The following is a 12,394-nucleotide window of genomic DNA, read 5'->3' as shown; positions in this document are numbered from 1 at the left end:
GTCGCGCACCTGACGATCGACAGGGTCAGGCGGGCAGGTCGAGACGGACGAGCTGCCCGCGGGAGGTGACGCCGAGCTTCGGGAACGCCTTGTACAGGTGGTAGCCCACGGTGCGCGGGCTGAGGAAGAGCTGGGCGCCGATGTCCCGGTTGCTGAGCCCGACCGCGGCGAGCCGGACGACCTGCAGTTCCTGAGGGGTGAGCTCGGCGAGCAGGTCGGGGCCGGGCTGCGCGTCGGTCCGGCTCTCGCCGGTGGCCCGCAGCTCGGCCCGCGCGCGCTCGGCCCAGGGACGGGCGCCGAGCTCCTCGAACGTCTCCAGCGCCGATCGCAGCGGCGACCGGGCCTGTGTCCGGCGCCGTTCCCGGCGCAGCGACTCCCCCTGGAGCAGTTCGGTGCGGGCGCGCTCGAAGGGGCGTGTCCCGTCGAGCCGGTGGTGCGCCACGGCCTCGGCGAAGAGTCGTTCTGCCCGGTCACCGCCGTCGACGAGCGCCCGGCAGCGCAGCGCGACCGCCCGTGCCCAGGCCTGCCCGACGTGGCCCGCCCAGCGCTCGAAGCGCGCGGCCGCGTCGCGGGCGAGCTCCGTGCGACCCGCGCGTGTCGCCGCCTCCACCAGGTCGGGCAGGGATTGAGAGCGGCTCGGGTGCGTCATGAGCTCGGCCAGCCGGTCGGCGGCGCTCTCGACGCGGCCGAGTCCCAGGTCCAGGAGGCTGCGCGCCGCCGCGGCGGCCTCGGGGAAGTCCAGCGGCATCCGGCGTCCGTCGAATTCGGCGAGGACGGCAGCCAGGCGCACCTCGTCGCCCTCGACGGCCGCCAGATGTGCCACCACCGCCGCGAGTTCGCCGAGTGCCTGCCCGTGTCCCGTGTCCCGGGCGAGCTGCAGCCCCTCGGCCGCAGCGACCGCGGCGTCGTGGCGCCTGCCCAGGTGCCACCGTCCGGCGGCCAGTACGGCCAGCACCCTCGGCAGCACACCGTGCGCCCCATGGGTGCGGGAGTCGCGCTCGGCGCAGGCGGCGAGCGCGTGGGCCGTGATGTGGTCGCCGAGGGCGAGGTGCCAGGAGGCGAGGGTGGCACCGACGCGCGGTGATCCCGAGCCGTGGCAGATCGCCATCTCGCGCAGGCCCGCGATCGCTCTCGGCAGCGCGGCGTCGCCTGCGCCGGGGAGTTGGGCGAGTGCCACCGCAGACAGCGCCCGGACGTACCGCGCGTCGCCGAGCCCCTCGGCAGCGACCACCACCCGCTCGATCATGCCGCGCTCACGCGCCGACCACCCGGCCTCCACCGCCCACATGAACATCTCGCCTGCCAACTCGGGGGCGACGGCTGCGATCGGCATCGCCGCCTCCATCAGCAGCCGGTGCGTCTCCTCCGGCCGGTTGACCTCGTCGGCGAGGCGGGCGTGGATGAGTGCGAGCCGCGCATGCTGCACCTGATCGGCCACGGGCCGTGCGGCGTCGACCGCCAGGGAGGACGCCCATCCACGGTGCCCGGCGTCCGCCGCTGCCTCGGCCGCGGCGGTGAGCCGGCGTGTACGCCGTGCGGGGTCGGGGCTGAGCGAGCCCGCCCGTTCGTACGCGGCGGCCGCTGCCTCGTTGCTGCCCCGGTTCGTGGCTGCGCGTGCGCTCTCCTCGAGCGCGACGGCGACGTCCTCGTCAGGGCCGATGCTGGCGGCGGCGCGGTGCCAGTTGCGCCGGTCGACGTCGGGCCGCCCGTCGAGGACGTCGGCGAGCGCTCGGTGGGCCTCCTGTTTGCGCACGACGGTGGCGCTGCCGTAGGCGGCCGTGCGGATCAGCGGATGCTGAAAGCCGAGGCACCCCTCGGAGAACATGAGCAGCCTCGCGCGCTCCGCCGCCTCCAGGTCGGCCACGGAACAGCCGAGCCGTTGCGCGGCCGCGAGCACCACGCCCGTGTCGCAGGTGTTGTCCGCCGCCGCCACGAGCACCACGGTGCGGACCCGCTCCGGCAACGCCTCGATCCGGGCGGCGAACTCGCGCTCCACCGGGCTGTGTGTCGGTGCCGACCCACCGCGCCCGGCCTCCGGCGGACCGAGCGGGTACACCGGCGCCCGCCCCGCGCGGTGCGCCGCAGGCAGCTCCTGCAGGGCGAGCGGGTTGCCTGCCGCCTCGCGCAGCAGCTGTTCCCGGATGTGGCGAGGGAGGTCACCCGCCCCGGAGGCCAGGACGTGACGCGCGGTCGACTCGTCCAGCCGGGGGAGAACGAGCTCCGCCAGCCCAGGGGCCGGAAACGCGGGGGCGTGCCCGGTGCGCGCCGCGAAGAGCATCACGACGGCCTCCGCGTCGAGCCGGCGCGCGACGAACAGCAGCACCTCGGCCGAGGCACGGTCGAACCAGTGCGCGTCGTCGAGCAGGCACAGCACCGGCCGCTGCGCCGCCAGCTCGCCGAGCAGCGTCAGCACGGCGAGTCCGACCAGGAACCGGTCGGGGGCACGTTCCGCGCTCGCCAGCCCGAGTGCGGCGCGCAACGCGCGTGCCTGCGCATCGGGCAGCTCGTCGACGCCCGCCATGTTGTCCTTCACCAGCAGGTGCAGGGCGGCGAACGGCAGTTCCGTCTCGGTCTCGACGCCGGTCCTGGTCAGCACCAGCATGTCCGGCGCGGCCGTGGCGGCGTGCCAGAGCAGGGTCGACTTCCCGATCCCCGCCTCCCCACGGACGACCAGCGCACCACTGCGGCCCGCACGGGCGGTGTCGAGCAGGCGCTGCACGTTCGCGGTCTCGGCGGCGCGGCCGGGGAGAGCGGGGCGGACCGGCGCCCCGGCCGTGTTCATCGGGCTCCCTCCGGCGCGGGCCTGGCGGCCGCCGGGACCAGCAGCACCAGGAGGCCGAGGCCCACCGCCGCGGTCACCACCACGACCCCGGTGCGGAAGCCCGGTGCGCCGCCCCCGGCCATGGTCCAGGCCAGCGCAGTCACCGCGGGGGCCACCGTCATCGCGATCGTCCGCACCGTCATCCCGACGCCACCGGCCACCCCTTCCGACCCGGCGGGGGTACCGACGAGCAGCGCGGTGTTGATCGCCGGGTTGAACAGCCCGGATCCCACACCCAGCAGGACCAGCCGCCAGGCCAGGTCGGCCAGCCCGGAGCCGGCGTCCAGGGTGAGCATGGAGAGCATCGCGAGCACGGTCACCGCGCTCCCGACGATCGCCACGGCCCTCGTCCCGTAGCGATCGGACAGCAGGCCCGCGAGAGGGGAGACCGGCGCCATCGCGCCGACCACGAACAGCAGCGCCACACCGGTGACGTCGGGACCGTCGCCCAGCACGTCGGCCACGAAGTACGGGAGCAGGAACGCGATCAGCCCGCCGGTGAAGGTGGTCGTGAACAGCGCGAGAAGCGTGCCGGCGAACAAGCGCCCGCGCACGAGCGCGATCACCGGCCGCGACGCCGTCAGCCGTGTCCACCACACTCCGAGCGCGACCGCCGCCACCCCGAGGGCAGCGGCGACGAGCGGCTGCCCGTCCACCTGGTCGAGCGCCAGCAGCAAGGCCGCCACCGCGCCCCCGAGCAGCAGCGCCTCGCGAACGAGTGCCACGCCCGGGCGGGGCAGGCCGCGGGCCGGGGTGCGCGGGATGCTGCGCAGGCCGATCCACAGCACGACGAGGACCAGCGGGATCTTCATCAGGAAGACCTCGCGCCAGGTGAACACCTCGGCCACCAGCCCGCCGAGAGGCATGCCGACCGTGGCCCCGATCGTCATGATCGTGATCACGAACCCGATCGCCTGGCCGCGCTGCTCCGCGCGGACGCTGCCGCTGATGATCGGCATGTAGGCGGCCACCACGAGCGCACCCGCGATCCCCTGCACCAGGCGCCCGACGACGACCAGCCCGAACGTCGGCGCGAGCGCCACCAGCACGCTCGCCAGCCCGAGCCCGATCATGGCCAGCGCGAAGACCGCGCGGACGTCCGCACCGTCGGCCCAGCGGCCGGCGGGAACGGACACGGCTGCCGACGGCAGGGCGTAGGCCAGCAGCACCCACGCCGTCGCCGCGGCCGACACGCCCAGTTCGGCACCCATGCCGGGGAGGGTCACCGCGGGGATCGTCATCTCGGAGGTGACCATCAGCATCGCGAGACCGAGCGCCGCCACCGGAGCCCAGCTCGTGCGTTGCGGTGGGAGTACCGCTCTCGTGGTCATGGGCGTCCCTCCTGCGGTGATCGGGATCCCGACGGTAAGAGTTGAAGCTGACTCGAAGTCAAGGGATCTCACCCGGTCACGTAGGGCCTGGCGGCGCGGGCCTCGCGCAGGGCCAGCGCCCACCACGTGAGCTGGTCGAGCATCGTCTTCGCGGCCGCCGAGCACTCGGCCTCCTCGAGCGGCCGCCCGCCGTCGCCGAACCGGGCCCACGCACCGTGGAAGCTGACGGTGTCGCGCACCGTGGTGGCGTGCACCTCCGCGAACACCGGACGGAGGTGCTCCACGGCCCGCAAACCGCCCGACATCCCGCCGTACGACACGAACGCCACCGGCTTGGCCTGCCACTCCCGCCCATACCAGTCGATGAGTGTCTTCAGTGGAGCCGGATAGCTGTGGTTGTACTCGGGCGTGACCACCACGAACGCGTCGGCGGCAGCGAGCCGTGACGACACGGCGGCGACCTCGGGCGGCGTCGGCGCCCCGAAGGCCTCCAACCGGTCGGGCAGTGCGGCGTCCGCCAGGTCGAGCACGTCCACGTCGAGGTCGGCGTGCTGGCGCGCCTCCCCGACGAACCAGTCGGCCACGGTCGGCCCGAACCGGCCTCCGCGGGTGCTGCCGATGATGACCACCAGCCGGATGCGCGCGTCGGTCACGGTGGGTTCCTTCCCCTCGTCACGGTCCATACGGCGGACGCTATGAGCGGGGAAAGGGGCACCGAATCCGTCACGTGACCGGTGCGAGCGCCTCGACGACCCGTCGGGTTCGGGCTCAGGCCTGGAGGTAGGCCTCCAGGCCGATCCGGCCACCTTCGCGGCCGAAGCCGGACTCGCGGTAGCCGCCGAAGGGGGCGGTGGGGTCGAAGCGGTTGAAGGTGTTGGCCCAGACGACGCCCGCGCGCACCCGCTGTGCCGTCCACAGTGCCTTCGCGCCGTTGCTCGTCCAGATGCCGGCGGACAGGCCGTAGCGCGTGTTGTTCGCCTTCGCGACGGCCTCGTCCGGCGTGCGGAACGTGAGCACCGAGAGGACCGGCCCGAAGATCTCCTCCCGTGCCACGCGCATGGTCTGCTCCACCCCGGAGAAGACGGTGGGCGGGAAGAACAGGCCGCGCTCGGGGAGCGGGCACGAGCTCGTCCAGCGCTGTGCACCCTCGGCGTCGCCCGCGGCCGCGAGGTCGACGATCCGCTCCAGCTGGGCGCGCGAGTTGATGGCGCCGACATCGGTGTTCTTGTCGAGTGGGTCGCCCACTCGCAGCGTCTCGATCCGGGCGCGCAGGAGCGTCTCGAACTCCTCCGCGATCGACTCCTGCACCAGCAGCCGCGAGCCCGCGCAGCAGACGTGTCCCTGGTTGAAGAAGATGCCGTCGACGACGCCGTCGACGGCCTGGTCGAGCGGCGCGTCGTCGTAGACGATGTTGGCGGCCTTGCCGCCGAGCTCCAACGTGAGCCGCCTGCCCGTGCCGGCGAGGCGGCGCTGGATCTCCTTGCCGACCTCGGTGGAGCCGGTGAACGCCACCTTATCCAGCCCGCCGTGCCCCACCAGGGCCTCGCCCACGTCACCGGCGCCCGGCAGCACGTTCAGCACGCCTGCGGGCAGCCCGGCGTCGGCGGCGATCTCCGCGAGGACGAGCGCCGTGAGCGGGGTGGTCTCGGCGGGCTTCAGGACGATCGTGTTGCCGCACGCCAGCGCGGGAGCGACCTTCCAGGCCGCCATGAGCAGCGGGAAGTTCCACGGGATCACGGCACCCACCACGCCGAGCGGCCGCGCGTCGGGACCCATACCCGCGTAGCCGAGCTTGTCGGCCCAACCGGCGTGGTGGAACAGGTGCGCCGACGCGGTGGGCACGTCGACATCGCGCGACTCGCGGACCGGCTTGCCGTTGTCCAGCGTCTCCAGCACGGCGAGCTCGCGGGCGCGCTCGGCCACCACCCGCGCGATCCGGAACAGGTACTTGGCCCGCTCCGCGCCGGGCATCGGGCCCCACACCTGCTCGTACGCGCGACGGGCCGTGGCGACAGCACGGTCGACGTCCTCGGCTGCCGCCGTGCCGACCTCGGCGAGCACCTCCTCCGTGGCCGGGTTGATCGTCTTCAGCGGCTGACCGCCGCCGTCGACGAACTCCCCGCCGATGAACGGCCGGTAGGTCGGTCTGAGGTTCGCGAGCGACGCCGACTCCGGGGCCGGGGCGTAGGTCCACTCCATCACGCGCTCCCGATCCGGTCGGCACTCTCGTAGTGGCCATCGAGCTGGGTGCGACGCTGCCGCAGCAGGTCCCCGAGCAGCGAGGATGCCCCGAACCGGAACAGCTGCGGCGTGAGCCACGCGGGCCCTGCGATCTCGTTGACGGCCACCAGATGGCGGATGGCGTCCTTCGCGGTGCGGATACCGCCGGCAGCCTTGACCCCGCGCAGGCGGCCCGTGGCGCGTTCCCAGTCGCGGACGGCCTGCAGCATCACCTGTACGACGGGCAGTGTGGCTGCCGGGGAGATCTTGCCCGTGGACGTCTTGATGACGTCCGCGCCCGCGAGCAGGGCGAGCCAGGAGGCGCGGCGCACGTCGTCGTAGCCGGCGAGCTCGCCGGTCTCGAGGATCACCTTGAGGTGGGCGCTGCCGCAGGCCTGCTTCACGGCGACGATCTCGTCGTAAACGGCGCCGTAGCGGCCGGTGAGGAACGCTCCGCGGTCGATCACCATGTCGATCTCGGACGCTCCGGCCTCGACCGCGAGCGCGGTGTCGGCGAGCTTGACCGCCCGCGACGACCGTCCTGATGGGAACGCGGTGGCGACGGCGGCGACCGCCACACCCGATCCGCGCAGCGCCTCGACGGCGACGCCTGCCAGGTCGGGGTACACGCAGACGGCGGCGACGGGTGGCACCTGTGGATGGTCGGGATCGGGCCGGCGGGCTTGCGCGCACAGCGAGCGCACCTTGCCCGGGGTGTCGGCGCCCTCCAGCGTGGTGAGGTCGATCATCGAGACGGCCATGTCGAGGGCCTGGAGCTTGGACTCACGCTTGATGCTGCGGGTGGCGAGCATGGCCGACCGGCGTTCGAGCCCGACCTGATCGACACCCGGCAGCCCGTGGAGGAAACGGCGCAACGCCGCCTCGTCCCTGACGACGTCGCCGAACCCGGGCGCGGCATGGCCGTCGTGGCCGTCGATGCGGGCCTTGCCGGCGCCGGCCGCGTCGGGGCGCGGGGCGGGCACGGTCGTTGTCACGGCGCTGAGTGTAGGGGCCGGGCGAGTGCCGTCGAGGGTTTGCGCAGTGGTCGCCAAGGGCCTGATCGATCGCAATTCCGGCCCGCGGAATCGGGGCCGGAATGGAGAACAGGAACTAGTACCGAGCGGCCGACTTCAGGGAGCGCACCGCCCGCTGCGCGTCCAGGCGCAGCGGGCGGCGACGAATACGAAGGGAGCGCGTCGCGAGCCGCGTTGGTGGAGCTCAGGTTGAGCTGTGCAGGCGGACGACGCCGACAGTGACGTCCTCCAGTCCACCGCGGTCGAAATCGCGGCGCAGCTGATCGGCCTTGACGGTTGCCGTCAGCCCGTCGAACGGTCCATGTGCATCAACCTCCCCGGTCTGGGGATCAACAGCGAGGACGACATAGCCGTCGCACTGAGTAAGCTTCTCCGCTGCAGCGACCAGCGTCGCTTCGTCGGATGTCGAGTTCTCCGCCACCGGATCACCTCCTAGTCATTAGTACAGCGTCGGGGAGGCCCTCGGCGTGACACTGTTTGTGCCAGACCACCCATTCGGGTCAGGGTGAATCTTCGAGTTCGATCACTGTCGGTACCGGCAACCGGGTGACGAGGTAGCGGAATCGGTGGTCATACACTCCTGACTACGATCAATGTGTCGATCTTGGCACTCTTAGTCATCACTACTGTCGGTGCCCGGCGGGCCCTTCAGGCCGCCTTCAGCAGGCTCTTGTCGGGCTCCGAAACGGCCTGTTTCGTATGTCAGCTGGGCCGTGGAGTCGCATCACACCACCGTGTCGCGCCCTCCGGAATTGTTGCGGTAAGTGACGTTCCGGGGGTGTTACGACGGCGGCGCGGCCCCGATGAGGTGACGCGAGGTTCGGGCTCCGCGTGGTCCCCCGGCGCCCTCTCCGACGCCACTCTGACGCCTCGCTGACGTCTTCCCGACGTCTCGGCCGAGGGATCGTGGTGTCGTCGCTGCGGCAGTCGTCACCGTCGGCGACCCCTGCCGCGGCTCCGCACGGCCCGGGGACTGTCAAGATCGTGTTCATGCGAACTCTCCGCACCCCCGACGAGCGGTTCGCCGGACTTCCCGGCTTCGACGTCGCTCCCCGCTATGCCGAAGTCCCCGCGCCCGATGACGGAGCGTTGCGAATGGCGTGGGTGGAGGCCGGGCCGGCCGACGGGCCGGTCGTGCTGTTGCTGCACGGCGAGCCGAGCTGGTCGTTCCTGTACCGGACGACGATCCCGGTGCTGGCGGCTGCAGGCTTCCGGGCCGTTGCGCCCGACCTCGTCGGCTTCGGGCGCTCCGACAAGCCTGTCGACATCGCCGACCACAGCTATGCGCGCCACGTCGAGTGGCTGCGGGCGCTCGTGTTCGACGTGCTCGACCTGCGCGGTGTCACGCTCGTCGGGCAGGACTGGGGTGGGCTGCTGGGCCTGCGGCTGGTTGCCGAGCACCTGGACCGGTTCAGCGCCGTGGTGGCCGCCAACACCGGCCTGCCCACCGGCGACCGCGACATGCCCGAGGTGTGGTGGCAGTTCCGCCGGGCCGTGGAGAAGGCGGAGCAGCTCGACATCGCGCGGCTCGTGCAGGCGGGCTGCCGCACCCGGTTCACCCCCGAGGTCCGCGCCGCCTACGACGCCCCGTTCCCCGACGAGAGCTACAAGGCGGGCCCTCGGGCGATGCCGCTGCTCGTGCCGACCCGGCCCGACGACCCGGCGACGGAGGCCAACCGCGCAGCCTGGGCCACGCTCTCGGGGAGCGAGATCCCGTTCCTCTGCGCGTTCAGCGACGGCGACCCGATCACGGCGGCGATGGAGCCGATCCTGCGCCGCGCCATGCCCGGCGCGGCGGGCCGGGAGCACCCGACGATCAGCGGCGCGGGCCACTTCCTGCAGGAGGACGCGGGGCCGGCGCTGGCGGCGGAGGTCGTGCGGTTCGTGGCTGGTGTGCGGTGACCGGCGTCCGTCCCGAGCTGGGGAGTGAGCCGTCGCGCAGCTCCACGGGCGGAGCGGGGTGGGGTTGCCGGGAGCCCGGCGTCGGTGCGCGGCTCGCGCCCGTCGACAGCCGCCTCTCCTGGCTGTCGCCCGGCCCGCTCGTCGCCTCACGCAACGACGTACTGGCGCGCTGGCTCGGCGACCCCAGCGACAGCCAGCGGCGGGAGTGGCTGCGCAGGCTCGACTCCTACGCCGAGGCGGCCGGCGTGTCCCCGCCATCGCGCGACCGGCTCGTCACGCGCTTCGCCGACCGCGACCACATCTCCGTGGCGGTGCTGGGCGACCCGGGCGAGGGGGACGCCTCGCAGTACGTCGTGGTGCCGGTGCTGGAACGGGTGGCAGGGGACACCGACCTCGGGATCATCTGCAGCGACGTCATCTACCCGGCAGGCGGGGTGCGCGCCTATGCCGACCGCTTCTACCGGGCCTACGCCGACTACCAGGGGCCGCTCTACGGCCTGCCCGGCAACCACGACTGGTACGACGGGCTCAGCGGCTTCATGACTGCCTTCTGCGACGCCCCACCCGACGCCGGGGCGCCCTCGCCCGCCGTGCCCGGTCCGTGGTGGAAACGGCTCCTGCGGCAGCTGCTCTGGCGCCGCGCCCCCAAGGCGACAGCCGCCGACGTCGCCGACATGCGCTGGTACCGGGACGCCGAGTCGCAGCAAGCGACCCAGCCCGGCCCGTACTGCGCGATCGACGCAGGCCCGGTGCGGCTGGTGCTCATCGATGTTGGCATCGACGGCCACATCGACAGTGACCAGGCCGCCTGGCTCCGCGAGGTGTCGGCCGGCGACCGCCCCAAGATCCTGCTCACCGGCAAGCCTCTCTACACCTATGCCGCCTTCCAGCCGTGCCCGATCGAGGGCGGCGGGGACGTGAACGACATCGTCATCGACCCGGCGCACAACTACGTGGCGGCGATCGGTGGGGACGACCACAACTACCAGCGCTACCCCGTGCGGCAGCCCGACGGGCGCACGATCCTGTACCTCGTGGCGGGCGGGTCGGGGGCCTACCTCTCGGCCACCCACCAGATCCCGAACGTGGACCGGCTCGCGCCCGCCGTCCACGAGGAGGACTTCCGCTGCTACCCGCTGCGCGGCGACTCGCTCGCCCATTTCAGCCGGCGCTACGACAAGCTGCTCGGCTTCGGGCTCGGCCGGCTGGTGATCGACCCCGACGACGCCACCGCGGTGATGGCCGAGCGGGTGGGTATCACGCCGCCGCGGCCGGGCTCCTCGACCGTGCCCGCCCGGGCCCGCCGGGCCGCCGATCGCATCTTCCCGCTGCCCGCGCGGGGATCGGCGCCCGCGCACAACCTGATGTCGGTGCTCTTCGACTCGAACGCGGTGCCGCAGTTCAAGAGCTTCCTGCGGCTCGACGCCACGAGCGGGGAGATCGTGGTGTCCTGCTGGGCCGCCACCGGCTGCCGCGAGCACGAGATCGACCCGGTGCTGGAGGACCGGATGCGCGCCACACGGCAACCGGACGGCCGGTGGGTCTGGGCAAGCGAGACCCCTGGCCGTCCGGTGCCGTGAGAACCCCCGCGCGTCAGGCCGCTCGCACCGCCTTCCTGCGCAACCCGGCTGCGGTGAGGAGGACACCGACCACGGCGCCTGCCACCGGGACCAGCAGTCCGGATCGCAGGCCGTCGAGCGCGGCCTGCTGTGAGCCGTCCGCGGTGTTGGCGACGATCACCGCCGCCACCACGGCGAGCCCGAGCGCGGCGCCGAACTGGAACGACGTGGTGAGCAGCGCGCTCGCGAGCCCCTGCTCCTCGTCGGCGACGCCGTCGGTGGCCGCGATCGTCAGCGGCCCGTAGGCGAGGGCGAAGCCGACGCCCAGCGCGAGGAGCGCTGGGAGCATCGCGAGGTAGCCCCAGTCGGGCCCGACCGGCAGGAACAGCAGGTAGGCGAGCGCCGAGAACACCAGCCCGCCGACGATCACACGGGCGTTGCCGAAACGGTTCACCAGCACCGGCGTGAGCGTCGGCGCGAGCACGGCGTCGATGCCGGCGACGGCGAGGGCGAGGCCCGTCTCGACCTCGGACCAGCCGCGCAGCTCCTGCAGGTAGAGCACCACCGTGAACTGGAACGCCATGAACGAGCCGATCAGCAGCAGCGCGCCTGCGTTCGCCCGCAGCAGGGGAGCGGAGCGCAGGATCCCGAGCCGGATGAGCGGGGCCGCCGACCGTCGCTCGACCAGCACGAACGCCACGAAGAGCGCGACGGTGGCGGCGAGCGTGCCGACCGTCGTCCAGAACCCGACCTCCGGCGCCCGCACCACCGTCACGACGAGCAGCATCATGGCGCCGGTCAGCGTCACCGTGCCGGCGATGTCGAAACCGCCGGTTATCGGCGCCGGTCGCGGCTCCCGCGGGATGAGCAACACGGCTGCCACCAGGATCACGGCGGCCATCAGCACGGGGGCGAAGAACACCCACCGCCAGTCGACGGAGGTGAGCAAGCCGCCGGCCACCATGCCGAGCGAGAACCCGCCCGCCCCCGCGCCTGCGTAGACGAGGACGGCGCGGTTGCGGGCGCGGCCCGGGGCGAACGTGGTGGTGATGATGGAGAGCCCCGCCGGCGCCATGAACGCCGCGGCCACCCCCGTGACGAACCGGGCGAGGACGAGGAGCCAGACGTCGGTGGCAAGGCCTCCGAGGCCGGAGAAGACCACGAACACCACGAGCCAGGTGAGGAACATCCGCCGCCTGCCCAGCAGGTCTGCCGCCCGGCCACCCAGCAGCACGAAGCCGCCGTAACCGAGCACGTACGCGGTCACCACCCACTGCAGCGAACCCGTGGACATGCCGAGATCAGCGCGGATCGACGGCAGGGCCACGCCCATCATCGAGACGTCGATGCCCTCGAGGAAGATCGCGCCGCACAGCACGAGCAAGAGCCCCCAGGCGCGGCCACTCATGCGCGCGGCGAGCGCGGGTGACGCAGAAACGGACACCGCTTTCGTCTCCTTCAGTCTGTTTGCGCAGGGAAAAGCTGGTTCCTTCTTGTAACCGACCCCATCGTGAGTCACCATCGCGA

General features: G+C 72.7%; 9 protein-coding genes. 2 read left to right on the top strand and 7 right to left on the bottom strand.

From position 1 onward, the window contains the following. Nucleotides 1-25 precede the first annotated feature (25 nt). The 6 genes from ACQPZQ_RS39895 to ACQPZQ_RS39870 form a co-directional block, all read right to left on the bottom strand. Nucleotides 26-2,782 carry an AAA family ATPase gene (locus ACQPZQ_RS39895; RefSeq protein WP_433289685.1) on the bottom strand — a complete coding sequence of 919 codons (2,757 nt, stop codon included), beginning with the start codon at nucleotides 2,780-2,782 and terminating at the stop codon, nucleotides 26-28. Beyond that, nucleotides 2,779-4,152, bottom strand: a complete 1,374-nt coding sequence (locus ACQPZQ_RS39890; protein WP_433289684.1) for an MFS transporter — start codon at nucleotides 4,150-4,152, stop codon at nucleotides 2,779-2,781. Before ACQPZQ_RS39890 ends, ACQPZQ_RS39895 begins: the two co-directional genes overlap by 4 nt. A gap of 68 nt (nucleotides 4,153-4,220) precedes the next feature. Then, nucleotides 4,221-4,835 carry an NADPH-dependent FMN reductase gene (locus ACQPZQ_RS39885; protein ID WP_433289683.1) on the bottom strand — a complete coding sequence of 205 codons (615 nt, stop codon included), beginning with the start codon at nucleotides 4,833-4,835 and terminating at the stop codon, nucleotides 4,221-4,223. 85 nt (nucleotides 4,836-4,920) lie between these two features. Further along, a complete protein-coding gene (locus tag ACQPZQ_RS39880; RefSeq protein ID WP_433289682.1) occupies nucleotides 4,921-6,354 on the bottom strand; it encodes an aldehyde dehydrogenase family protein in 1,434 nt (477 codons plus the stop codon). Beyond that, the gene (deoC, locus tag ACQPZQ_RS39875; RefSeq protein ID WP_433299605.1) at nucleotides 6,351-7,310 is read right to left on the bottom strand and encodes a deoxyribose-phosphate aldolase; all 960 of its coding nucleotides are present in this window, start codon (nucleotides 7,308-7,310) and stop codon (nucleotides 6,351-6,353) included. The genes ACQPZQ_RS39880 and deoC overlap by 4 nt, the downstream gene beginning before the upstream one ends. Before the next feature lie 280 nt (nucleotides 7,311-7,590). Beyond that, nucleotides 7,591-7,827, bottom strand: a complete 237-nt coding sequence (locus ACQPZQ_RS39870) for a hypothetical protein (RefSeq protein ID WP_241039737.1) — start codon at nucleotides 7,825-7,827, stop codon at nucleotides 7,591-7,593. A 569-nt stretch (nucleotides 7,828-8,396) separates the two neighbouring features. On the opposite strand from ACQPZQ_RS39870, the gene ACQPZQ_RS39865 reads away from it, so the two are divergent. Continuing rightward, on the top strand, nucleotides 8,397-9,308 hold the full coding sequence (locus ACQPZQ_RS39865; protein WP_433289681.1) for a haloalkane dehalogenase: 912 nt from the start codon (nucleotides 8,397-8,399) through the stop codon (nucleotides 9,306-9,308). Next, nucleotides 9,305-10,888 (top strand): metallophosphoesterase family protein, encoded by a 1,584-nt coding sequence (locus tag ACQPZQ_RS39860; RefSeq protein ID WP_433289680.1) that lies wholly within the window; start codon nucleotides 9,305-9,307, stop codon nucleotides 10,886-10,888. The genes ACQPZQ_RS39865 and ACQPZQ_RS39860 overlap by 4 nt, the downstream gene beginning before the upstream one ends. A 13-nt stretch (nucleotides 10,889-10,901) precedes the next feature. On the opposite strand, the gene ACQPZQ_RS39855 is transcribed toward ACQPZQ_RS39860, so the two are convergent. Beyond that, nucleotides 10,902-12,311 carry an MFS transporter gene (locus ACQPZQ_RS39855; protein WP_433289679.1) on the bottom strand — a complete coding sequence of 470 codons (1,410 nt, stop codon included), beginning with the start codon at nucleotides 12,309-12,311 and terminating at the stop codon, nucleotides 10,902-10,904. Between the last annotated feature and the right edge of the window lie 83 nt (nucleotides 12,312-12,394).

This window comes from Pseudonocardia sp. CA-142604 (assembly GCF_050948475.1).
GTDB lineage: Bacteria > Actinomycetota > Actinomycetes > Mycobacteriales > Pseudonocardiaceae > Pseudonocardia > Pseudonocardia alaniniphila.
This window is presented reverse-complemented; position numbering and strand designations above follow the sequence as displayed.